The following is a 24,596-nucleotide window of genomic DNA, read 5'->3' on the forward strand; positions in this document are numbered from 1 at the left end:
GCGCTGGTCACCCTCGCCGGACAGCTCGACACCCTGGAGGAGCTGACCGGCCGCTGCCTGCGTATCGGTCTGGAGCCCGAGCCCGGCTGTGTCGTGGAGACCACCGGGGACGCGATCGCCCCGCTGACCGCGGTCGGTCACGACCGTATCGGGGTGTGTGTCGACACCTGTCACCTCGCCACCTCCTTCGAGGACCCGCACACCGCTCTGGACGCGCTGGCCGCGGCGGGTGTCCCGGTCGTCAAGGCGCAGCTGTCGGCCGCCCTGCACGCCGAACACCCCGCTCTTCCCGGTGTCCGGCGGGCTCTTGCCGCGTTCGCCGAGCCCCGCTTCCTGCACCAGACCCGCACCAGTACCCCCAACGGCGCTCTGCACGGCACCGACGACCTCGACCAGGCCCTGGCGGGTGACGCGCTGCCCGGCAGCGGGCCCTGGCGGGCGCACTTCCATGTGCCCCTGCACGCGGCCCCGGCCCCGCCGCTGGCCTCGACGATGGATGTCCTCAAGGCCGCGCTGGCCCGCCTGGTGGGCGGCCCGCGCCCCCTCACCCGGCATCTGGAGGTGGAGACCTACACCTGGCAGGCCCTGCCGCCCGCCCTGCGGCCCCGGGCCCGGGCACAGCTCACCGACGGCATCGCCGCCGAACTGGCCCTGGCCCGCGACCTGCTGACCGACCTCGGCCTGAAGGAACTGCCATGACCCACCCCGTGTCCCCTCCCGCACAGCCCACGCCTTTGCTGGTCCTGGACGTGGTGGGCCTCACCCCCCGCCTGCTGGACCACATGCCCCACCTCAAACGGCTCGCCCAGCACGGCTCCCACGCCCCCCTGGGCACCGTCCTGCCCGCGGTGACCTGCGCCGCCCAGTCGACGTTCCTGACCGGCACCCACCCGGCCCAGCACGGCATCGTCGCCAACGGCTGGTACTTCCGCGAACTGGGCGAGGTCCTGCTGTGGCGCCAGCACAACGGCCTGGTCACCGGCGACAGACTCTGGGACGCCGCCCGCCGCGCCCACCCCGGCTACAGCGTCGCCAACATCTGCTGGTGGTACGCCATGGGCGCCGACACCGACATCACCGTCACCCCCCGCCCCGTCTACTACGCCGACGGCCGCAAGGAACCCGACTGCTACACCCGGCCCCCCGCCCTGCACGACGAACTCACCGACACCCTCGGCACCTTCCCCCTCTTCCACTTCTGGGGACCGGGCGCCGACCTCGTCTCCAGCCAGTGGATCATCGACGCCACCCGGCACATCAACGCCACCCGCCACCCCGACCTCACCCTCTGCTACCTGCCCCACCTCGACTACGACCTCCAGCGCCACGGCCCCCACGACCCCCGCTCCCTGCAGGCCGCCACCGACCTCGACGCGGCACTCGCCCCGCTCCTGGACGACGCCCGCACCGAAGGCCGCACCGTCGTCGCACTGTCCGAGTACGGCATCACCCCGGTGAACCGGCCCGTCGACATCAACCGCGCCCTGCGCCGCGCCGGCCTGCTCGAAGTCCACACCCAGGACGGCATGGAATACCTCGACCCGATGACCTCCCGCGCCTTCGCCGTCGCCGACCACCAGATCGCCCACGTCTACGTCCGCCGCCCCGAAGACCTCGACGCCACCCGAGAAGCCCTCACCGCCCTGCCCGGCCTCGACCAGCTCCTCGACGAGGAGGGCAAAAAAGCCCACCACCTCGACCACCCCCGCGCCGGCGAACTCGTCGCCCTCGCCCAGCCGGACGCCTGGTTCACCTACTACTACTGGCTCGACGACGACCGCGCGCCCGACTTCGCGCAGCTCGTCGAGATCCACCGCAAACCCGGCTACGACCCGGCCGAACTGTTCACGGACCCCCGCGACCCCTACGTCACGCTCAAAGCCGCCGGCGCCCTGGCCCGCAAGAAACTCGGCCTGCGCTACCGCATGGCCGTCGTCCCCCTGGACCCCTCACCCGTCCGCGGCAGCCACGGCCGCCTGCCCGCCGGCGACGACGACGGCCCCCTGTTCATCTGCTCCACCCCCCACACCCTCCCCGACCACATCGCGGCCACCGACGTCAAACAACTCCTCCTCCAACTCGCCGGAATCGCCTGACGCGGCACCACCTGCGGCCCGAAGGGCTCCACCCGGCTCCCATCACCGCTCAGGGGCCGGTCGAGAGGGCCGACCGACCATCTGAGGCATCCCGGTTGTGGCCAGAAGACTCACCCAAAGGGGTTCGAGCCCATGAAAAAAATCGCTTCGCCGGCCGCGCTGTCCGGGCGCGCCGAGCGGATCGCCCAGCGCGACCGCTCCGACGCCTGGAAGAAGCCGCCGCGGCGCATCGAGAAGTCCGAGTGCATCACGTGCGACACGTGCCTGCGCAGCTGCCCCGCGGAGTTCGGCGCCATCTTCGACCGCGGCCTGGACGTAGTGATCATCCCCGAGCTGTGCTCGGGCTGCCCGGCATGCGTGCTGGAGTGCCCCGTCGACTGCATCTACGTCGACGAGGACTGGACGCCGACCGACGACGCCATGTGGAACCACATCGAACTCACCGCAAAGGGTGCGTGATGAGTACCGTGCCCGAACGCGGGGAGTCCCGCCGCGCCGCCAACGCCCGGAAGCGGATCAGCCGCCGCCCCAGCCGCCTCGGCCTGGTCGCGGGCGCCACCCTCAAGCCCGACCGGGTACGGGAGGCCGACGCCGGCTTCCCGGGCCTGCTCAAGCGGGCCTGGCAGCGCGCCGAGGAGAGCGACGACCTCACGTCGTTCACCGAGGTGCTGCTCACCCTGGACGGCCACGTGCCGGCCGACGTCCAGCTGCGCGCGCTCAGCGCCCCCGAGGAGGCGGCGCTGGCCACCCTGTGCGGCCTGACATGGCGCACGCAGGAAACCCCCGCCCCCGCCCCCGGTGCCGGCAGCGCGCACGAGCCCGTCTTCCTGGGGGAGATCGCCCTGGCCACCAGCGGACGGGTCGTCCTGCGCGTGCCGTCACAGGCACCGCTCGAGCCTGACACACTGGTCGGCGGCATACGCCGCGTGCCCTGGACACAAGCCGACCTCGACGCCTACCGCGCGCACCTGCGCCGCGCCGAGGCACGCACCGCCCAGACCGTCGCCGACTGCCGCCGCTGGCTGGACGAACAGGGCCCCGGCGGCCGTGAGGAACTGCTGGAACAGGCCAAGGAGGCGGCGCTGCGCACCGCGCCCTTCGTGCTCTACCAGCAGGGCAGGCAGTACACGAACTTCCGCGACCACAACACCCTCACCGGCAAGACCCTGTGGCCGGGCCACCCCGACTGCGCCCTCAGCAGCCTGCAGGGCCTGCCGCTGGAACTGTGGTCCGACCACGACGTGCAACTGCTGGTCTGCCTCACCCTGCTCATCCGCTCGGCCGGCCCCGGCCGCGTCGAGGAGGCCAACGGCACCCAGCTCACCGTCGACCACCTCGCCCACATGCTGGAGCGCATCCGGCTCGGCTACAACACCGCCCTGGGCCGCGAGCAGGTGCCGCCCGCCGCCTCCACGACGGTGGCCGACCTGAACACCCTGGCCCTGTCCCTGCGCTCCCACCGCGCGCAGGCCGGCAGCGCCGCCCAGCTCTACCGCGAGATCCACGGCGCCCTCATGCACAAGATCGAGAAGGTGGCCCGGCCCTACGCCGACGCCGCACGGGCCCGCGAGGACAAGGTGGTGGCCCGGCTGACCTCCCGGCTCCCGCTGAGCGGCCGGACCCTCGAAGACCTGGGGCGGGCGCTCGACGCCGCCCCGGACTGGCTCGCCGCCCCGCACGGCGCCTTCGGCACCGGACTGGAGTCCCTGGTGTACGAGTCGGCCGCCGCCGCCACCGAGGCGTTCGAGGCCGACTTCGCGATGAGCCGCGGCATGCGGTCCCTGCCCGACCTGATCAGCGCCCTGCGCGAGGAACGCTGGGCGGAGATCTGCGACTGGGAGATCACCCGCTTCTTCTGCTGCGTGGTCCCCGACCCGTCCGCCGCCCGGCACTTCGGCGGCTCCACCGCCGCCCTCGCCGACGCCGCCTGGGCGATGTCCTCGCGCATGCAGTACAACTCCTGGCACTTCATCGCCGGGAACCTGCCCAAGGGCCCCGAGGTGGCCGACCGCGACCACTTCGTGCCGCCCACCATCCCGGACGTCGCCCTCTACTCCGACCAGCACCACCACGGGCACGTCAACAACAACGTGCGGTTCTCCATCCGTTCGCCGCAGTCCGTCGTGGTGGACGGACGCCGCTTCAACGGCTTCGTCGACCTGCGGCTGCTGCGGTGCGACGGCGACCCCTTCGACGAGCAGGACCTGCTCGCCGCGCACCGGGTGTCCGCGTTCACCGCACGGGCCACCGGCCTGGCCGCCGAACTGGCCGCGGCGGGAGAGCGGACGGCGGTCACCGCCTTCGACTCCCCGTGGCACTGGTCGGCCGTCACCGGCCAGGACACACCCGCCAGCCGCGCGTCCTGACCGCTGCGCGCCCTCCGACCGCCCGGCGGGCCCCCCGCCCCGCCGGGCACCCGCCCCCCCCGTACCGTCCGCAGCGCCCCTGAACGCCCCGAGGCAGTACAGGAGCAGAAGGAGTGAGCGATGACCGCCCGCGGCATCCGCCGGACCAAGGAACTGCTGTCCCGCCGGGAGCTCACCGTCGTCGAACACGTCCAGGACGTCCTGTCCGCCGTACGCGAGCGGGACCACCTGGACGCGTACGTCGCGGTCGCGGGCGACGAGGCGCTCCAAGCCGCCCGGCAGGCGGACGCCCTGATCCGCGAACGCGGCCGCGAGGCCTGGTGGGACCTGCCCCTGCTGGGCGTGACGGTCTCCGTCAAGGACCTGCTGCAGACCCGCGACCTGCCCACCACACGAGGCTCCCTGCTGCCCAACGCCCGGCCCGCCCAGGACGCCCCGGCCGTGGCCCGGCTGCGCGCGGCCGGCGCGATCGTCGTCGGCAAGACCAGCACCTCCGAGTTCGGCTGGAGCGCCTCCACCGTGGGCCGGGCGGCCCCGCCCACCCGCAACCCCTACGACCCCCGGCTCACCGCCGGCGGCTCCAGCGGCGGAGCCGCCGCCGCCGTCGCGGCCGGCCTGTGCGAGGGCGCGCTGGGCACCGACGGCTCCGGATCCATCCGCATCCCCGCCGCGTTCTGCGGCGTCGTCGGCTACAAACCCTCCTACGGCCGCGTGCCCTACTACCCCAACGGCGCCGACCGCCTCGCCCATCAGGGGCCCCTCGCCGCGTCCGTCGCCGACGCCGCGCTGCTCGGCCAGGTCATCGCCGGCCCCCACCCCACCGACCCCGACTCCGGCCTCGGCTCGCTGGACTCCCCGCGCGACATGCGCTCCCTGCGCATCGGCTGGATCGAGTACGAGGGCACCGACCCCGAGATCCGCCGCGTCACCGAGACGGCCCGCGACGTCCTCGTCGACGAGGGCCACCACGTCGACGAGGTCGAGGTGCGCTGCAACAACCTCTACCCGGCCGTCGTCGACATCCTCGCCGCCACCGAGGCGGCCGGCACCCGCCCCGAGGACGAGGAACTCATCGACCCCGGCCGCCTGCACGTCGTACGGCACGGGCGCACCCTCAGCGGCGTCGCCGTGATCCAGGCCGAGGAGATCCGCCAGAACCTGCGCGCCACGCTGCGCTCGGTCATGGACGACTACGACCTGCTCGCCATGGCCACCGTGCCCGTCGAGCCGTTCGCCGCCGACGCCATCGGCCCCCACTGGGCCGCCGACGCCCGCGACCTGCTGTGGCTCGCCTGGGCGCCCGCCTCCTACCCGTACAACATGACCGGCCAGCCCGCGGCGTCCCTGCCCGCCGGCCTGACCTCCTGCGGACTCCCGGCCGGAGTGCAGCTCGTCGGCCCGGTCGGCGCCGACGACCTCGTCCTGACGGTGGCCCGCCGCCTGGAGGCGATGCTGGCACCGCTGCCGCACCCGCCCGCAGCCCACCTCACCCCCGTGCCCACCGGCACCACCGGCGAAAGGACGTTCTGAACCATGTATGCCCGGTCATGGTCCACGCCCGCCAGCGAAGGCAGCGTCGGACGTCCGTCCTTCGTCACCGACCACGCACTGTGGGACGAGGAGCGCACCGCCGCCGCCGAACGCGTCGAAGCCGCCCTGGACGAAGTCGACTTCGTCCGCCTCGTCTTCGGCGACCCGCACGGCCTGGCCCGCTCCAAGACCCTCACCACCGACGCCTTCCGCACCGTGCTGCGCAACGGCATGAACTTCAGCCCCGGCCCGTTCCTGTTCGACACCGGACACGCCGTCGCCGTCGACTTCCTCGGCGCCCACGGCATCGGCGTCGACGAGATCTCCGGCGCGGGCAACTTCGTCCTCGTACCCGACCCGGTCACCTTCCAGGTGCTGCCCGACCGCGGCCCGCGCACCGCCTGGGTCCTCGGCGACGAGTACCTGCGCGACGGCACCCCCCACCCGCTGTCCTCCCGGGCCGTACTGCGCCGGGTCCTGGCACGCTACGCCGAGCACCGCCTCCAGCCCGTACTGGGCCTGGAGGTCGAGTGGTACCTCACCCGCCGCCTCGACGACGAGGCCGGCAACAAGGGCAACGGCTTCGGCCTCCAGGGCCAGGCGCCGCGCGTGAGCGCCGTCAACGCCGGCTACCAGTTCAACCTCGACGCCGCCTACGACACCGTCGCCCCGATCACCGGCCCGCTCGGCCTGTACCTGCAACGGCTCGGGCTGCCCCTGCGGTCGATGGAGCACGAGTCCGGACCCGGCCAGGTCGAGACCACCTTCAGCCCGATGTCGGCCCTGGACACGGCCGACGCGATGCTGCTGTTCCGCACCGCCACCAAACGGTTCTGCGCCCGCCGCGGCCACCACGCCTCCTTCATGTCGCAGCCGCAGCTGGACGCCGCCGACCCCAGCGGCTGGCACCTGAACCAGTCCGTCGTGGACACCACCACCGGCCGCAACCTCTTCAGCGCCGAAGGCCTGTCCGGCGGACTGTCACCCAGCGGAAAGGCGTACGCGGAAGGACTGCTGACCTGGGCACGCGAGCTGTTCCTGCTGTCCGTGCCCACCCTCAACGGCTACCGGCGCCTGGCCGCCGAACACGCACTCGCCCCCACCCGCCTGGGCTGGAGCTTCGAGGACCGCACGGCGATGCTGCGGGTCGTCGGCAACGGAGCCGGCGCCCACATCGAAAACCGGATGGGCGAACCCTGCGCCAACCCCTACCTGAACATCGCCGCCCAGCTGTTCGCCGGCCTGGAGGGCCTGGACGGCGAGACGACCCGGCCCGCCCGCCCCACCGGCCAGGCACAGCCGCAGACCGTGCCCCAGTCCCTGGGCGAGGCCCTGGACGCCTTCCGCACCGGCCGCGCCGGCCACCTGCTCGGCACCCCCCTCACCGCCTGCATGACCAAGCTCAAGGAGAGCGAACTGGCACGCTTCACCGCCTGGAGCTCCCAGACCGCACCCCCGCCCGGCCAGGTCACCGACTGGGAACAGCGCGAGTACTTCGGCGCCTACTGACGCCCCCGGCCCGGGCGGCACCACCCGCGTGACGCCCCCGCGCCCGCCCCGCCCCACCCCGCTCCCTCGACGAAGGCCGACCGATGATTCCTCGCTACACGCTGCCCGAGATGGCGGACCTGTTCGCGGACCAGTCCCGCTACGCGACCTGGGTGAAGGTCGAGATCCTCGCCTCCGAGGCACAGGCCCGCCTCGGCCTGGTACCCGCCCGGGCGGTCGAGGACATGCGCCGCGCCCGGGTACCGCTCGCCGCACGCGTCGCCGAGATCGAGAAGGAACGCGACCACGAGGTACTGTCCTTCCTCGCCGCGTACTGCGAGGACATCCCCGAGGACTCCGCACGCTGGGTCCACCACGGCATGACCAGCTACGACCTCGTCGACACCGCCCTGGGCCACACCCTGGCCCGCGCCACCGACCTGCTCCTGACGGCCGCCCGCCGCCTGCGCGCCACCCTGGTCGGCACGGCACTGCGCCACTGGGACACCGTCATGGTGGGCCGCACCCACGGCGTGCACGCCGAACCCACCACCTTCGGCCACAAGCTCGGCGTCCACGCCTTCGCCGTCGACCGCTCCATCACCCGCCTCACCGCCGCCCGTCACGCCGTCGCCGTCGGCACCGTCTCCGGCTCCGTGGGCACCTACGCGCTCATCGACCCCGCCGTCGAACGCCACGTCTGCGACGCCCTCGGCCTCGGCGTCGAACCCGTGCCCAGCCAGGTCGTCGCCCGCGACCGGCACGCCCAGCTCATGCAGGCCGTCGCCGCCCTGGGCGCCTGCATCGAGCAGATCGCCCTCGAACTGCGGCTGCTGCAGCGCACCGAGGTCCGTGAGGTCGAAGAACACCGCACCGGCGCCTACCAGGGCTCCAGCGCCATGCCGCACAAACGCAACCCCACCACCAGCGAGCGGCTGTGCGGACTGGCCCGGCTGCTGCGCGGCTACGCCGACACCGCCCTGGAGAACGTGGCCCTGTGGCACGAACGCGACCTCGCCCACCAGTCCGTGGAACGGGTCATCCTGCCCGACAGCCTGTCCGTGGGACACTTCCAGACGACCGCGGCCACCGACCTCGTCGACTCCCTCACCGTGCACCCCGACCGGATGCGCGCCCACATCGACGCCACCGACGGCCTCGTCCACAGCTCCCGGGTCCTGGCCGACCTGCTCGCCCAAGGGGTGGAACGCGAACACGCCTACCGCTCGGTACAGGCCGCCGCCGACCACACCCTCACCACCGGCGAACACTTCGCCACCGGCCTGGCCCGGCAGGGCATCGACCCGGGACGCCTCGAACCCGAACGCTTCCTCACCCGACACGACGTGATCCGCACGCGATTGGAGACCCTCCGTGAACTGGACGATTGAGCGGGCCGAAGGCAAGGACCTGGACCTGGACGAGGTACTCGCCCTCTACCGCTCGTCCGGACTGGGGGAACGCCGGCCCGTCGAGGACCGCGACCGCATGGGCGCCATGCTCACCGGCGCCAACCTGGTCCTGGCCGCCCGCGACGACGACGGAACCCTCATCGGCATCGCACGCAGCGTCTCCGACTTCTCCTACGTCACCTACCTGTCCGACATCGCCGTGACCGGCCGGCTGCAGCGCTCCGGCATCGGCCGCGCCCTGATCGACGCCACCCGCAAGGAAGCCCCCACGGCGAAGATCGTGCTGCTGTCGGCGCCCGCGGCCACCGCCTACTACCCCCACATCGGCTTCACCCGGCACGACTCGGCCTGGGTCCTCAACCCCTGACCGGGACCCGACGCCACCCCGGCCGCACCTCCACGCGCCCCGGCCCGGCCCTGTACCGCGGCTCGACCACCGGTTTGTAACGTCCAGGTGGGGTGTACGACAGGGACCGGGCCCCCAGGCCCGGTCCCCGCACCCCCGCCCACGGACCGTGCATGACCTTTGGGGGAGGCATGAGCCAGATGTCGGCACAGACGATGCCGGACCTGCGGACACCCGCATCCCAGCTCATCCGGCTGGTCCAGGACGGCGCGGTGCCCACCGCACCGGCCCCGGCCGGCCGCCGCATCCTCGTCGTGGACGCCGACGTCGACCCCGCCGACTCCCTGGTGACCCAGCTGCGGCGCTACGGCCACGAACCCGTCGCCGTGCAGTGCGGCGGCCAGGCCCTGCAGGCCCACGCGGACGCCGACCTGGTACTGCTCGCACTGGAACTGCCCGACCTGGACGGGCTGGAGGTGTGCCGGGCCATCCGCGCCGTCAGCCGGGTCCCCGTCCTCATCGTCACCGCCCGCCAGTCCGAACTGGACTGCGTCCTGGGCCTGCAGGCGGGCGCCGACGACTACGTGACCAAGCCCTACGGACTGCGCGAGCTGATGGCCCGCATCGAGGCCGTCCTGCGCCGCGCCCACTGGCAGCCGGCCGCCCGCCGGTACATCCGCCGCGGACGCCTGCACATCGACGTCAACTCCCGCGAGGTCACCGTGGACGGCAGCGGGATACCGCTGACCCGCAAGGAGTTCGATCTGCTGTGTCTGCTCGCCTCGCACCCCGACACCGTCATCCCGCGCAAACAACTCCTCAAGCAGGTCTGGGGCGACTCCTGGTCCCAGCGCACGGTGGACACCCACGTCAGCAGCCTGCGCGGCAAACTCGGCGGCAGCGGATGGATCGTCACGGTCCGCGGCGTGGGATTCAAACTGGGCGCCGGATAACCGCCGCGGCCCGCCCCGGCACCCCGGACCGGGAGGCGCGGTGACGACCCTCGAGGACGCGTCCGCCGCGGCGGACAGCCGGCCCGCCGGCCGCCACTCCGTGCGCGTGCTGCTCATCCCGCTGGTCCTGGCGATGATGCTCTCCCAGCTCGACAACATGATCGTCGCCACCGCCATGCCCACCGTCACCGCCGAACTCGGCGGCCTCGAACACGTGTCGTGGGTCGTCACCGCCTACACCCTGGCCATGGCCGCCTCCACCCCCCTGTGGGGCCGGCTCGGGGACACCCGGGGCCGCAAGGGCGTCCTGCTCACCGCCATCGTGGTCTTCCTCATCGGATCGGCGCTCAGCGGAGCGGCCCACACCATGGGCCAGCTGATCGGCTTCAGAGCCGTGCAGGGAATCGGCGCGGGCGGCCTGATGGCCGGCGTCATGGCGACCGTGGGAGAACTGGTCCCGCCCCGCGAACGCGGCCGCTACCAGGGCATGATCTCCGCCGCGATGGCGATCGCGATGATCGGCGGCCCGCTGGCCGGAGGCGCGGTCACCGACCACCTCGGCTGGCGCTGGGCCTTCTACCTCAACCTGCCCCTCGGCGTACTCGCCCTGGCGATGATCTGGCTGCTGCTGAAACTGCCCGAACGGCACTCCACCGCCCGCGTGGACCACCTGGGCGCGGCGCTGCTGATGACCGGCATCACCGCCACCGTCCTGCTCACCACCTGGGGCGGCACCCGCCACGCCTGGAACTCGGGCCCCGTCGCCGCCCTCGGCGTGACGGCCGCCGCGGCCCTGTGGGCCTTCACACGCCGCCAGCGGCGCACCGCCCACCCGATCATGCCGCCGCACATGTTCCGCCACCGCAACTTCACCCTCATGTCCGTGATCGGCTTCCTGACCGGCTTCGTCCTGTTCGGCGCGCTGCTCTTCCTGCCGCTGTACCAGCAGGCCGTACAGGGCGCCTCGGCCACCAACTCCGGCCTGCTGCTCCTGCCGATGCTGGCCGCGATGATCCTGACGTCACTGGTGGCGGGCCGGGTCACCACGGTGAGCGGCCGCTACAAGATGTTCCCGGTGACCGGCGGCGCCCTGCTGTGCGCCGGCACCTGGCTGCTGTCGCGGATGGACACCACCACCTCACGCCCCACGGCCGCCCTCTGCATGGCCGTGCTCGGCGCGGGCCTGGGCTTCTTGACACAGATCGTCACCGTGGTCGCGCAGAACAGCGTCGAGCAGAGCGACATCGGCGCCGCGTCCGCGGCGATCACCCTCTTCCGCACCCTGGGCAGCTGCTTCGGCGCGGCGGTCTCCGGCACCCTGTTCAACCGCGAGGTCCAGCGGGTGATGGCCGAACGCGCCCCCGGCCGCTCCGCCCTGGACAACGCCCAGCTGGACGCGGCGAGCCTGGCCCACCTGGAACCCGCCCTGTACGAGGCCTACCGCCACGCCACCGCCGCCGGCACCCACACCGCGTTCCTGCTCAGCGCGGCCGTCGGAGGCGCCGTGTGCGCCGCGGGGCTCCTCGTGCGTCAGGTCGCCCTGCGCAGGACCGCACCGGGCCCCGCACGCCCCGCCCACCCGCTGACGGGCGGCAACCGCTGAGCGGGACCGTTTCCTCAAGCGGTTCTCGAGCACCCCCGCCCTGCCGACGACGGCCCTCCAGCATTCCTCGAGGCCGCTTCGTCCACGCTCCTGTGTACTGGCCGCGGCCCACGGGACCCCCACCGGAATCCGTGTCCGGCCACGGCCCTGCCACTGCGAAACGGGAGTTTCCATGAGCGATCCGGCTCAGAACCCGGGCGCCCGCATGTACGAGGAGTTCGTCGCGATCCACACGGTGTTGCGGCGCGGAACGCGCCTGGTGGTGGACGCGTACGAGCGGCTGGCCGACGGCCACGCCGTCGACACCGCCACGCTGACCGACGCGGCCAGGTGGCTGCTCGCCTTCACCCACGCCCACCACAAGGCGGAGGACGACCTGTTCTGGCCCGTGCTCCAGGAACTCCACCCCGACGCACAGGCACAGCTCAAGGAACTGTCGGACGACCACGTGGTCCTCGACGGGAGGCTGAACGCCCTGGAAAGGGCGATCGGCGACCTCGACGGGGCCACGACGGCCGGCCGGGCCACCGGCGGGACGGACGGCGCCCGGGCGGGCGCCGAGGCCGCCCGGCAGGTCCACCAGGTGCTCGACGCACACCTCACGGCCGAGGAGGCCGTGGTGGAGGACCTGTTCCCGCAGGTCCCCGCACCCGACATCGACCGGCTGCGCGAGGCGTTCATCCAGGGGTCCCCCCGATTCGGCCTGCACTTCCTGTTCGGGTTGCTCGACGACCCCGCCCCGGCCCACGGCCGGGACCTGCTGTGGGAGAACTTCCCGCCGCAGCTGCAAGCCGCCGGGCCCCAGATGACCAGCCGATACGAGGACAGCAAGCAGGGACTGCGGGGTGGGCCGCGAGAGATTTCCCGCTGACCGGTCACATTCCCCGGTCCCCGTTCGTCATAGCACCGACGGACGCCCACTCCGGCCGCCGAGGCCTCTCCCGGCGGCTGTCCCAGCGGCTCCCACCAGCACCGCTCTGGCGGGTGGAACCGCGTTCGATGACCCGATCCTGCACCTTCTGAGGAGTAATCGATGGCTGCCTCCGACGCCACCACGGCCCGGTCAGCACCAGGGGCGGGCCTCAGCCCCGGGCTGATCCTGGCATTCGTCTGCATGGGCCAGTTCATGGTCTTCACCGATGTGTCGATCGTGAACCTCGCCCTGCCGTCCATCCAGGAGGGCCTCGGCATGTCCGAGGTCAGCCTGAACTACATCGTCACGGCCTACGCGACCGTCCTCGGCGGCTTCCTGCTGCTGGGCGGACGCCTGGCGGACACCTTCGGCCGCCGCCGGCTCATCCAGGTCGGCTTCGTCATCTTCGCCCTCGCGTCGCTGACCTCCGGCCTCGCCGAGAGCGGCACGATGCTCATCGCCTCGCGCGCCGTCCAGGGCTTCGGCGCCGCCCTGATCACCCCCGCCGCCCTGGCGATCCTGACCAACACCTTCGCCGAGGGCGCCGAACGCAACAAGGCCCTGGGGGTGTGGGGCTCGCTGTCCGGTATCGCCTCCATCGTCGGCGTGATCCTCGGCGGCGTGCTCGCCGACACCTGGGGCTGGGAGTGGATCTTCTGGATCAACGTGCCCATCGGCCTGACCGCCGCCGTGCTGGCGCCGCGCATCCTGCCCGAGAGCAAGGCCGAGGAGCGCGGCAAGTTCGACACCGTCGGAGCGGTCACCCTCACCGCGGGCCTGCTCCTGCTGATCTTCACGCTCGGTGAGGCCACCACCGTCGGCTGGGACACCTTCCGCACCATCGGCTCGCTGGCCGGCGTGGCCGTGCTGCTGACGGCCTTCATCGTCATCGAGGCCAAGGTCGCCTCGCCGATGATGCCGCTGCGCATCTTCCGGCTGAAGACCATGCGGGTCGCGAACCTCTCCGCCGTGCTCGTCTTCGGCACCTTCGGCTCGCTGTTCTTCTTCGCCAGCCTCTTCATGCAGCAGGCGTTCGGCTACTCGCCCCTCAAGGCGGGCTTCGCCTACGTGCCGCTCGCGTTCTCCGTCGCGGCCGGCGCGGGCATCGCCTCGGGCCTGGTCACCAAGATGGCGGCGCGCCCGGTCGTGATGATGGGCCTCACGCTCACCGTCGCCGGTCTGCTGCTGCTGTGGCGGGCCCCCGCCGACGGCAGCTACGTCGTCGACCTGCTGGCCCCGTTCATCCTGCTCGGCCTCGGCTGCGGCATGGTCTTCGTGACCCTGCAGATCGCCGCGTTCGTCGGAGTCACCGACGAGGACGCCGGCGTGGGGGCCGGCCTGATCAACACCAGCCAGGAAGCCGGCGGCGCGCTCGGCCTGGCCGTCGTGGCGACCATCGCCTACAGCGGCATCAGCTCCGAGATGGCCGCGACCGGCGGCAACCCCGAGCTGGTCGCCGAGGTCCACGAGGCGGCCAACCACGACGCGTTCCTGTCGGGCGCCCTGCTCGGCACGGTCGCGCTGCTGGTGGTCACCTTCATGATGCCCCGCGGCAAGCAGTCCATGAGCTCCATCCCGGCCGAGGCCGGTGACGGCCCCGCCCTGGTGAAGGCCGACGCGGAGAAGTAACAGCGCCCGCCCGGAACCCCGGGCGGCACCCGGACCCACAGTCCACGGCCCCGCCGGCCATCCCCCGAACCGGCGGGGCCGTTCCGCGCCCGCACCCCGGCCACCCCCGCCCCCGGCCACCCCCACCTCCGGCGAACCCCGGCACCCCCGACGGCTGCCGGCCGAACCACCCGCCGCCCGCCCCGGGCGGGGCCCGCCCGGCCCACAGCTCCCGCCGGGGCCAGAGGGCCGCCGTACGCCCGCTCCCGGCGGCTGCCGAGCGAACTCCCACCGCCACCGGCCCGCCACCCGCGGCGACTTGCGCCGAGGCCGGAAAGCCCGCCGTACGCCCACGCCCCCCCGCACCCGTCACCCCGGAGCGGCTGCCCGCCGGGCCCGCCCCCGGGCCGCCCGTCCGGCCGACGGCTTCCGTCGGGGCCGGGGTGCCTGCCGTACGCCCGTGCCCGTCGCCTCCGGGGCGGTCGTCGGCCGGGCCGCTGCCCGCCGGGTCGGCCCCGGGCCGCCCGTCCGGCCGGTGGGCCTTTGCCGGGGCCAGGGAGTCCGCCGTACGTCCGCGCCCGCCGGGGACCGCCCCGCGCCCTGGGTGGCTGCCGACCCGCCAGGCCCCCGCGCCGCCCGCCCAGCCGTCGGACCGTCGGGGCCGGAGGCCGCCGTGCGCCCGCCCCTTTGGCGGCGTCGCCCCGCCCCTCCGGCCGTCCGCCGGGCCCGGAACAGCCCCGCCCGCCGGCCGTCGCGGCCCCTTCCCGCCCGCGTCCCGCACGCCCGCGCGAGGGCGCGCGGCACCGCCGGGGCCCCCGGCCCCGCACCTCCTCCGCCCCGCACCCGCCCCCCCCGGCCGCCCCGCGTCGCCTCGCCCGTGAGCCTGCCCCGCAGCGCGCCGGGCCCCTTTTGAGACGCCCTGCACTCCGCCTGCAGCGCCGCTCGATCGGCACGGTCTTTCCTGGTGCCTGGCTGCCGCCGCGCACACGGGAGCGGTCCCCAAACGATCTGCGTGAGGAGTACTTCATGGCAAAGGGCGCGATAGTCGTCGGCGCCGGGCCGGTCGGCCTGATGCTCGCCGGCGAGCTGCGGCTCGGTGGCGTGGACGTGGTGGTCTACGACAAACTGCCCGCGCCCAGCGGGGAATCGCGCGGCCTCGGCTTCACCAGCCGCACCGCCGAAGTCCTCGACCAGCGCGGCCTGCTCACCGAGCTGGGCGACTTCCGCTGGGGCCAGCACGGCCACTTCGGCGGCGTACGCATCGACTTCACCCTGCTGGAGGAGAGCCACTTCGGAGTGATGGGCCTGGCCCAGTCCCGCACCGAGCAGCTGCTCGGCGACTGGACGGCCCGACTGGGCGTGCCCGTGCGCCACGGCCACGAGGTCACCGGCTTCGAGGAGACCGAGGACGGCGTCGTCGTGCGCTACGACGGCCCCGACGGCCCCGGCGAGGACCACGCCCAGTACCTCGTCGGCTGCGACGGCGGCCGCAGCACCGTACGCCGCCTGGCCGGCATCGCCTTCCCCGGCGACGAGGCGACCCGCGGCATGTACCTGGCGGACGTCACCGGCGCCGACATCCGCCCGCGGCCCATCGGCGAACGTGTCGAGGGCGGCGGCATGGTCCTGTCGGTCGGCCTCGGCGACGGCTACGACCGGATCGTCATCCACGAGCCCGGCGTCCGCCCGCACCACGGCGAGGGCGAACTGACCTTCGCCGAGGTCGCCGACGCCTGGCAGCGCATGACCGGCGAGTCCATCCACCACGGCCGGACCCGCTGGATGACCGCCCTCACCAACGCCACCGGCCTCGCCGAGCACTACCGCAGCGGCCGTGTCCTGCTCGCCGGCGACGCCGCCCACGACCACGCCCCGCTGGGCGCGCAGGGCGTCAGCGTCGGCCTCCAGGACGCCGTGAACCTCGGCTGGAAACTGGCCGCGACGATCAACGGCTGGGCCCCCGAGGACCTCCTCGACACCTACCACGCCGAACGGCACCCGCTGGGCGAACGACTGCTGCGCAACGTCCACGCCCAGTCGCTGCTCTACCTCAGCGGCGAGGAGATGGAACCGCTGCGCGCCGTCATGCGCGAACTCGTGCGGATCCCCGACGCGGCCCGGTACCTGGCCGGCCAGGTCAGCGGCCTGCACATCCGCTACGACGTCGGAGCAGGCGAACACCCGCTGCTGGGCCTGCGCCTGCCGCCGCAGCGCGAGCTGGAGCACCCCGACGGCGCCCGCACCCGGGTCGCCGAACTGCTGCACCGCGCACGCGGCGTGTTCATCACCACCGGCGACCCGGACACCGCCCGCAAGAGTGCCGCCGACTGGTCCGACCGCGTCGACGTCGTCACCGGCACCTGGACCGAGGACGGCGGACCCGAGGCGGTGCTGCTGCGCCCCGACGGCCACGTCGTGTGGACCGCACCGGACGGCGGCGAACTGCACGACGCCCTCACCCGCTGGTTCGGCGCCGCCACGGCATGACACGCGCGGGCCCGCGGGGTCCGGCCGTCCCGCCACGGGATGGCCGCACCCCGCGGGCCGGCCGCACGGCGGCCCCGCCCGCACGCCGCCGCACCCGCGGTGCCGGACCGCCCGGCCCACGCCCCCGACCCCCGAAAGGCCACTGTCATGACCGTCCTCGTCACCGGCAGCCGAGGCAAGGTCGGCTCCCTGCTCGTGCAGGTCCTGCACGAGCACGGCGTCGCCGTCCGCGCCGCCTCCAGCACCCCCGAGAAGCTGTCCCTGCCCGCGGGCACCGAGTCCGTACGCCTCGCACTCGACACCCCGGCCCACTTCGCGGCCGCCCTCGACGGTGTCGACTCCGTCTTCCTGTACGCCGAACCGGCGGCGGTCGACGCCTTCGTCGAACAGGCCGGGAAGGCGGGGGTGCGACACGTCGTGATCATGTCCGCCGACGCCGTACTGCGCCCCGGCGCCGCCGACGACCCGATCGCCGCCCCGCACCTCGCCGTCGAGCAGGCCCTGGCCGCCTCACCCCTCACCTCCACCCCCCTGAACTGCGGCGCACTGGCCTCCAACGCGCTGCCCTGGGCGTGGTCGCTCAAGGCACGCGGCACGGTGGGCCTGCCCTACCCGGACAGCCACGCCGACCCGGTCAACGAGCGCGACATCGCCGAGGCGGCGTACGCGGTCCTCACCGACCCCGCGCTGCGGGGCCGGTCCTACCACCTCACCGGACCGCAGTCCCTCACCTTCGCCGAGCACGTCGGGATCATCGCGGCCGCGGCCGGCCGGGACATCCCCGTCGAGCGGATCCCACCGCAGGTGTGGCGGGCGAACAAGCCCGGCTTCATGCCGGACGACATCGCCGACGCGCTGCTCACGCTGTGGGCCGCCAGCACGGCACCGGTCCCGCTCACCGACCACGTCGAACAGCTCACCGGCCACCCGGCCCGCCCCTTCACCGAATGGGCCGCCCAGCACGCGGACGCCTTCCGCGCCTAGCCGGACCCACCGGCCACGACGCCACGAGGACATGGGTAGATGACGCTGAACAGACGCACGATGCTCGCCCTGGGCACCGGAGCGACGGCCCTCGCCCTGACGGGCACCCCCGCCGACGCCCGCCCCCGCCCCACCGGCCCCGTGCCCTCCGACAGGGAGCTGGCCCGCTCCCTGCCCGGCGGCTTCCGCAGCCGGTACGCGACGGTCAACGGCGTACGCCTGCACTACGTGAGCGGCGGACACGGACAGCCCCTGCTGCTCGTCCCCGGCTGGCCCCAGACCTGGTGGGCCTACCGCAAGGTCATGCCCCAGCTCGCCCGCCGCCACCACGTCATCGCCGTCGACCTGCGCGGAATGGGCGGCTCGGACAAGCCCGCCGGCGGCTACGACAAGAAGACGATGGCGGCCGACCTGCACGCCCTGGTGCGCCGGCTGGGCCACCGCCAGGTGAACATCGCCGGACACGACATCGGGTCCATGGTGGCCTTCAGCTTCGCCGCCAACCACCCCGAGGCCACCCGCAAGGTGGCGCTGCTGGACACCCCGCACCCCGACCAGAGCGAATACGAGATGCGGCTGCTGTACCGGCCCGGGACCGGAACGGCCCTGTGGTGGTGGGCGGTCAACCAGCTCCAGCACCTGCCGGAACAGCTGATGTGCGGCCGCATGCGGCACGTCGTGGACTGGCTGTACGCCCACTCCCTCGCCGACCAGAGCCTGGTCGGCGACCTCGACCGCGAGATCTACGCGCACGCCTACAACAGCCCGCAGGCCGTGCGGGCCGCCACCCGCTGGTACCAGGCCTGCCACCAGGACATCACCGACCTGGCCGGGTACGGCCCGCTCACCATGCCCGTGCTCGGCATCGGCGGCACCTTCACCTACGAGGACCTGGAACGGAAACTGACCGCGCAGGGCACCGACGTCCGCATGGTGCGGGCATCGAAGTCGGTGCACTACCTGCCCGAGGAGGAACCCGACGTCGTCGCCGGGGCCCTGCAGGACTTCTTCGGCTGACGGCACCCGCCCAAGCCCCGGACCCGCGCCGCACACCACCGGTGCGGTCCCGCCCGCACCGCGGTGTGCAGCGCACGCCATCCATCTGCATGAGGAGTACGAAATGGCAAAGGGCGCGATAGTCGTCGGCGCCGGCCCGGTCGGGCTCATGCTCGCCGGTGAACTGCGGCTGGGCGGTGTGGACGTCGCCGTCTACGACAAGCTGCCCGCCCCCAGCGGGGAGTCCCGCGGCGTCGGCTTCACCCGCCGGGCGGCCGAGGTGTTCGAACAGCGCGGTCTGCTGGAACGCTTCGGCGACGTCGAATGGGCCCAGGGCCACTTCGGCGGCGTACGCATCGACTTCAGCACACTGGACGACAACCACTTCAGCGTCCGCGGCGTCCCCCAGTTCCGCACCGAGGAGATCCTCGAGGACTGGCTGAAGGAACTGGGCGTGCCCGTGCTGCGCCGCCACGAGGTGACCGGCTACCGGGAGACACCCGACGGCGTCGTCGTCGAGTACGAGGGCCCGGACGGCCACGGCGAGGACACCGCGCAGTACCTCGTGGGCTGCGACGGGGCACGCAGCCTCGTGCGGACCCTGGCGGGCATCGACTTCCGCGGCTGGGGCGCCACCCGCGGGATGTACATGGCCGACCTGGTCGGCGCCGGAGTACGGCAGCGGCCCATCGGCGAGAAGGTGCCGGGCGGCATGGTGATGGCGTTCAACCTGGAGAACGGCGTCGACCGCATCGTCATCCACGACGAGACCCTGCGCCCGCCGGAGGACAAGAGCGCCCTGAGGTTCGGCGACATCGCCGACGCCTGGCAGCGCATGACCGGCGAGTCGCTGCACCACGCGGAGGTCCGCTGGATCAGCTCCTTCACCGACACCACCCGCCAGGCCGAGCACTACCGCAGCGGCCGCGTCTTCCTCGCCGGCGACGCCACCCACATCCACATGCCGGCCGGCGCCCAGGGCATGAGCGTCGGCGTCCAGGACGCCGCGAACCTCGGCTGGAAGCTGGCCGCGGCCATCAACGGCTGGGCACCGAAGGACCTGCTCGACACCTTCGAGAGCGAGCGGCACCCCGTCGGCGAGAAACTGATGCGCAACACCCGCGCCCAGACCCGGCTCTACCTCACCGGCGACGAGATGGAGCCGCTGCGCGCCGTCATGCGCGAACTGGTGGCCCTGCCCGAAGCCGCCCGCCACCTGGCCGGAATCGTCAGCGGCATCGACATCCGCTACGACATGGGCCCCGGCACCCACCCGCTGCTCGGCCTGCGCCTGGCCCCCGGCCACGCCCTGCTGCTCCCGGACGGGGGCCGCACCCGGGTGGCCGAACTGCTCCACCCCGCACGCGGCGTGCTCCTGGTCACCGGCGCGGCGGACGACGCCGCCCGCCTCCGGCAAACCGCCGCCGGCTGGAGCGACCGGGTCCGCACGGTCGAGGCGGACTGGGCCGAACCCCCCGCCCAGGACCGTCCCGCCGCGCTGCTGCTGCGCCCCGACGGCCACGTCGCCTGGGCCGCCCCGGACGGCGCGGACCTGCTCGGGCAGGCGCTGGAGCGCTGGTTCGGCAGGGGCCGGGACACGGCCGGCCGGGCGCAGGCCGTCGGCGCGGCGAGCGTCTGACGCACCGGAGCACACCGCGTTTCCCCACCGGCTTTTCCCGACCCTGTCACACACGCGGCCCGCGCGTCGTCAGACAGGTGAGGGTCGGGTCCCATCCGGTGCCGCCACCGCACCGCCCGGCGGTCAATTCCCCCGCGCCGCCGGCGCGGTGCGGTGGCTCACTGGGAACCGGCCTTCACCACCCCCTCCGGGGGGCGCGGACGGCCACGGACGGCCGCCGCCCGCGGCCCCGCATCGAGCGGGACCGCGGGCGGCGGCCGTTCACCTGCCCCAGGACCGGTCAGGCGCGCGCTCGAACCTTCGCCGCCTCGACGAACGCCTCGAACAACGGCACCGTGTCCTCGCCCAGTTCGCCGTGCGCCTGCAGACCCGCCAGGAACGGCGCCGACGGGTCCTCGGCCTCCGCCCCCTCGATGACACCGTCGTCCGACCAGGCGGTGGCCACCAGCCCGGCCCCGAGCCTGTCGATGCCCTGGTGGTGGTGGCAGTACACGGTCGGCGACGTGCCGAGCGCACCGCCCAGCACCGAATCGGGCTTCACCCGGATCGTGCGCGGCTCGTAACGGCCGGGCACGGCGGGGGAGTGCTCGGGCAGATGCTGATCGAGCGTGCCGCCACGGGAGACGGAGATCAGCTGCAGACCCCGGCACACCGCGAGGACGGGAATGCCCCGCCGCTCCGCCACGGCCAGCGCGGCCAGCTCCGCCGCGTCCCGCGCCGGGTGCGGCGGGAAGGTGAACCTGCTCCGCTCGGCCCCGTACAGGGCCGGGTCGAGGTCCGCGCCCCCGCTCATCAGCAAGGCGTCCGCGCGTTCCACCACCGCCTCCACCGCCTCCACCAGCGGAGGCAGCAGCACGGGTGCGCCGCCCGCCTGTGCCACCTTGTCCAGATACGGTTGCGGCAGCAGCGAGACCGCCACCTCGCCCCAGATGTTCCAGTCCACTGTCGTCGCGTCGGCGGTCACCGCCACCACGGGTCGCGTCATCGTGCTGCCGTCCCTCTCCCTCGAAGAACCGGCCCGTCCGGCCGGACGACCAGTGCATCGCAGCCCACTGGACAAGGGGTCGAGCCCGGCCGGGGGTGAGGGCCCGGCGGCCGGCCCCTCACCCCGCGCCGCCGACGGCCGCCGCGCCCGCCGCCCGCGCGGCCGGCGCCACCGCACGCACCGCGCACAGCGACAGGGCACGGCGCGCGTAGCCCTGCGCGAGATCGGGACGGCCGAGCGCGTCGTGGGCCCGCGCCAGCCCCTGCAAAGCACGCGCCTGCTCATGACGGAACCCCACCTCGCAGGCGAGCGCGAGCGCCGCCTCGTGCTGCTCCGCCGCCTGCCGGGGCGCCCCCAGCGCCAGGGCCGCCTCGCCCAGCGCGTTCAGCGCCTCCGTCTCGTGCCCCCGGTTGCCCAGCGCACGCTGCGCCCGCAGGGCACGCAGTGCCAGACCGTGCGCCCTCCCGTACCGCCCCTGCCGCCCGTGCACCGCCCCCAGGCCCATCAGCGCCACGGCCTCACCGCCCCGGTCACCCAGCTCCCGGTACAGCTCCAGGGCCCGGTGGTGATGGCCCCGGGCGGCCTCGAGACGGCCCAGGCGCTCGTACACCAGACCGAGGCCCATCTGGCCGCGGGCCTCACCGCACCGGTCCCCGACGGACCTGAACAGCCGCAGGGCCGTCAGGAAGCAGTGGTGGGCCTGCTCCTGGTCGTGGCCGCGCAGGAACAGATGGCCCAGGCAGTCCCGCGCCCGTGCCTCACCGAACCGGTCACCGGTCTGCCGGGCCAGCCGCACCGCCCGCGCCGCGAGCCGGGCCGCCCGCTCGTCACGGCCCCGGCGCCAGTCCAGCCACGCCAGATCGGTCAGGAACCGGCCCTGCGCGCTGTGGTCGCCGCTGACCGCGCTGACGTGCAGCGCCTGCTCGGCCAGCGCGAGCGCCTCGGCGTGCAGCGCCCGGTCGAACAGGTAGCGGTGCAGGGCGGACGCCAGCCGGAGGGTGTGCGCGGGCCACCCGTGCGCGGCCGTGTACGCGCCGGCCGCGACCAGGCCGGGGCGCTCGGCCTCCAGCCACGCCTCGGCCTCCTGCGCGTCGCGCAGCACCACCGGCGCACCGGGCCGGTCGGCGGGCGGCAGCGTGTGCCGGTGCGCGCCGCGGCCCTGGGGGAACAGCAGCGCGGCGGCGGCCGACGCACCCGCCACGCAGTGGTCGAAGAGCCGGTGCAGCGCGGCCCGCCGCGCGGCGGGGGCCTCCTCGTCCTCGGCGATGGCGTGCGCGTACTGGCGCAGCAGATCGTGGAAGGTGTAGCGGTCCGCCTGGTGCTGGCGCACCATGTGCGCGTCCAGCAGGTCCTCCAGCAGCCGCCCGGCCCGCTCGGGCGCGATCCCCGCGAGGGCCGCCGCCGCACGGACGCCCGCGTCGGGCCCCGGGTGCAGCCCGAGCAGCCGGAACATACGCCGCTGCTCGGCGTCCAGCTGCTGGTACGACATGGCGAACGCGGCGGCCACACCCCGCTCGGACGTGGACAGTTCGGCCAGGCGGCGGCGCTGGTCGCGCAGCCGGTCGGCCAGATGGGCCGCACTCCACCGCGGCCGGTGACGCAGCCGGCCGGCGGCGATGCGCACCGCGAGCGGCAGGAAGCCGCACAGGTGCAGGATGTCCAGCGCGGCCAGCGGCTCGTCGTCCACCCGCTTGCCGACGATCCTGGCGAACAGCTCGATCGCGTCCGCCGCCGGCAGCGGATCCAGCGACAGGCACGCCGCCCCGTCCAGGTCCGTCAACCGCCGCCGGCTGGTGACCAGCAGCAGACTACGGGTCGCGCCCGGCAAGAACGGCCGCACCTGCTCGGTGCCGGCCACGTTGTCCAGGACCACCAGCACCCGCCGGCCGGCCAGCTCGGCCCGCCACAGCCCGGCCCGCTCCGCCGCGGACACCGGGATCCGCTCGGCCGGGACCCCGAGCTGCCGCAGCAGCACCCCCAGCGCGCCGCCCGCGTCCAGGGGCGCTCGGCCGGCCGCGTGCCCCTGCAGGTCCACGAAGAGCCGCCCGTCCGGGTACCGCTCGGCGAGCCGGTGACCGGCGTGCACGGCCAGGGCCGTCTTGCCGATGCCCGCCATGCCGTCGATCACCGACACCGTCACGGCCGCCTGCGCACCGGACCGCTCGGCCAGCAGACACGCCAGCTCGGCGGCGCGCCCGCAGAAGTCCGGCACGTCGTACGGCAGGAAGTTCGCCTGCCGCGGCCGGCCCGCCCGCGCCCGCTCCCGCGCCGGCGCGGCAGCGGGCAGGAGGGCCCCGGCGGCGGACGGCCCCCGGCTCGTGGCCGGCCGGGCCGGGGCCGCCAGCGCGGGGTCGTCGTGCAGGATGGCCCGTTCCAGCGCGACGAACGCCCGGCCGGGGTCCAGCCCCTGCTGCTCGGTGAGCGTGCGCCGCAGCCCGCGGGCCACCGCCAGGGCATCGGCCTGCCGGCCCGCCCGGTGCAGGGCCAGCATCAGCCGGCCCGACAGCCGCTCCCGCAGCGGATGCGCGGCCACCAGCGCGGCCAGCTCGTCGACGAGCTGCTCGTGCCGGCCCAACGACAGCTCCAGCTCCGCCAGGTGCTCGTAGGCGCTCAGCCGCCGCTCCTGGAGACGGGCTCGCGCACTGTCGGCGTAGTCGGCCCGCACGTCCGCCAGCGGCCGCCCCCGCCACAGCGACAGCCCCCGCCTGATCCCGGCCGCCGCCCTCGCCGGATCGTCCGCCTCATCCGCCGCGCGGAGCCGGTCGGTGAAGTCCTCCAGGTCCAGCTGCCCGGCCCGCACCGTGATCACGTACCCGGCCGGCCGGGTCTCCAGCAGCCGGTCCGCGCCCGCGGTGCGCAGCACCCGGCGCAGCGCCGCGACGGCCGCGTGGATCTGCGCCCGGGCCGTGTCCGGCGGCGCCGGCCCCCACATCGCGTCGATGATCTGCTCCGCGCCGAGCACGGTCCGCGCGTTCAGCAGCAAATAGGCCAGCACCCCCCGGTGACGGGGCGCCAGCCCCGGCAGAGACCGCCCCGCCACCGACACCTCCACCGGACCCAGGATCGAAAAACGCACCGTCATGACTGCCGCAGACCCTCTCCCGGCACCGGCCCGGACCCACCGGCCAGGCACCTATAGCGAACGCATCGCGTACCTATGAACGGCCTCGTCCACGCTGGCAGGAGACCC

General features: G+C 74.0%; 18 protein-coding genes. 16 read left to right on the forward strand and 2 right to left on the reverse strand.

The annotated features are described in order from the left end of the window. The 16 genes from ACVV2G_RS31170 to ACVV2G_RS31245 form a co-directional block, all read left to right on the forward strand. Window positions 1-699, forward strand: a 699-nt coding sequence (locus tag ACVV2G_RS31170; RefSeq protein WP_453846146.1) for a TIM barrel protein, incomplete at its 5' end; no start/stop codon positions are given. Next, window positions 696-2,096 (forward strand): alkaline phosphatase family protein, encoded by a 1,401-nt coding sequence (locus ACVV2G_RS31175; protein WP_453846147.1) that lies wholly within the window; start codon window positions 696-698, stop codon window positions 2,094-2,096. The genes ACVV2G_RS31170 and ACVV2G_RS31175, both read left to right, overlap by 4 nt. Before the next feature lie 132 nt (window positions 2,097-2,228). Then, complete coding sequence (locus ACVV2G_RS31180) at window positions 2,229-2,555, forward strand: 4Fe-4S dicluster-binding protein (protein WP_053125832.1); 327 nt, start codon at window positions 2,229-2,231, stop codon at window positions 2,553-2,555. Next, a complete protein-coding gene (locus tag ACVV2G_RS31185) occupies window positions 2,555-4,462 on the forward strand; it encodes a hypothetical protein (RefSeq protein WP_453846148.1) in 1,908 nt (635 codons plus the stop codon). Before ACVV2G_RS31180 ends, ACVV2G_RS31185 begins: the two co-directional genes overlap by 1 nt. A 120-nt stretch (window positions 4,463-4,582) precedes the next feature. Next, window positions 4,583-5,992, forward strand: coding sequence for an amidase (locus tag ACVV2G_RS31190; protein ID WP_453846149.1), 1,410 nt, complete (start codon window positions 4,583-4,585; stop codon window positions 5,990-5,992). Window positions 5,993-5,995: 3 nt separating this feature from the next. Further along, a complete protein-coding gene (locus ACVV2G_RS31195) occupies window positions 5,996-7,501 on the forward strand; it encodes a glutamine synthetase family protein (RefSeq protein WP_453846150.1) in 1,506 nt (501 codons plus the stop codon). An 83-nt stretch (window positions 7,502-7,584) separates the two neighbouring features. Further along, on the forward strand, window positions 7,585-8,871 hold the full coding sequence (gene purB / locus ACVV2G_RS31200; protein ID WP_453846151.1) for an adenylosuccinate lyase: 1,287 nt from the start codon (window positions 7,585-7,587) through the stop codon (window positions 8,869-8,871). Beyond that, entirely contained in the window at window positions 8,855-9,259 is a 405-nt protein-coding gene (locus tag ACVV2G_RS31205; RefSeq protein ID WP_453846152.1) for a GNAT family N-acetyltransferase, read from the forward strand. Before purB ends, ACVV2G_RS31205 begins: the two co-directional genes overlap by 17 nt. Window positions 9,260-9,438: 179 nt before the next feature. Next, on the forward strand, window positions 9,439-10,191 hold the full coding sequence (locus tag ACVV2G_RS31210) for a response regulator transcription factor (protein WP_453846199.1): 753 nt from the start codon (window positions 9,439-9,441) through the stop codon (window positions 10,189-10,191). 40 nt (window positions 10,192-10,231) lie between these two features. Next, window positions 10,232-11,794, forward strand: coding sequence for an MDR family MFS transporter (locus tag ACVV2G_RS31215; protein ID WP_453846153.1), 1,563 nt, complete (start codon window positions 10,232-10,234; stop codon window positions 11,792-11,794). 172 nt (window positions 11,795-11,966) lie between these two features. Next, window positions 11,967-12,665, forward strand: coding sequence for a hemerythrin domain-containing protein (locus ACVV2G_RS31220; protein ID WP_453846154.1), 699 nt, complete (start codon window positions 11,967-11,969; stop codon window positions 12,663-12,665). 162 nt (window positions 12,666-12,827) lie between these two features. Beyond that, complete coding sequence (locus ACVV2G_RS31225) at window positions 12,828-14,336, forward strand: MFS transporter (protein ID WP_453846155.1); 1,509 nt, start codon at window positions 12,828-12,830, stop codon at window positions 14,334-14,336. Between the two features lie 1,005 nt (window positions 14,337-15,341). Continuing rightward, the gene (locus ACVV2G_RS31230) at window positions 15,342-16,802 is read left to right on the forward strand and encodes an FAD-dependent monooxygenase (protein WP_453846156.1); all 1,461 of its coding nucleotides are present in this window, start codon (window positions 15,342-15,344) and stop codon (window positions 16,800-16,802) included. A 147-nt stretch (window positions 16,803-16,949) separates the two neighbouring features. Further along, window positions 16,950-17,786, forward strand: a complete 837-nt coding sequence (locus ACVV2G_RS31235; protein ID WP_453846157.1) for an NAD(P)H-binding protein — start codon at window positions 16,950-16,952, stop codon at window positions 17,784-17,786. 39 nt (window positions 17,787-17,825) lie between these two features. Continuing rightward, window positions 17,826-18,803 carry an alpha/beta fold hydrolase gene (locus tag ACVV2G_RS31240; RefSeq protein ID WP_453846158.1) on the forward strand — a complete coding sequence of 326 codons (978 nt, stop codon included), beginning with the start codon at window positions 17,826-17,828 and terminating at the stop codon, window positions 18,801-18,803. A gap of 103 nt (window positions 18,804-18,906) precedes the next feature. After that, complete coding sequence (locus tag ACVV2G_RS31245; protein WP_453846159.1) at window positions 18,907-20,421, forward strand: FAD-dependent monooxygenase; 1,515 nt, start codon at window positions 18,907-18,909, stop codon at window positions 20,419-20,421. Window positions 20,422-20,701: 280 nt separating this feature from the next. Here the strand turns inward: ACVV2G_RS31245 and ACVV2G_RS31250 are convergent, their stop codons facing one another. Together ACVV2G_RS31250 and ACVV2G_RS31255 are read right to left on the reverse strand one after the other, a co-directional pair. Further along, window positions 20,702-21,406, reverse strand: coding sequence for a gamma-glutamyl-gamma-aminobutyrate hydrolase family protein (locus ACVV2G_RS31250; RefSeq protein WP_453846160.1), 705 nt, complete (start codon window positions 21,404-21,406; stop codon window positions 20,702-20,704). A 118-nt stretch (window positions 21,407-21,524) separates the two neighbouring features. Continuing rightward, window positions 21,525-24,488: an AfsR/SARP family transcriptional regulator gene (locus ACVV2G_RS31255; RefSeq protein WP_453846161.1), complete on the reverse strand. Its 2,964-nt coding sequence runs from the start codon at window positions 24,486-24,488 to the stop codon at window positions 21,525-21,527. Window positions 24,489-24,596 lie beyond the last annotated feature (108 nt).

This window comes from Streptomyces sp. JK94 (assembly GCF_053613315.1).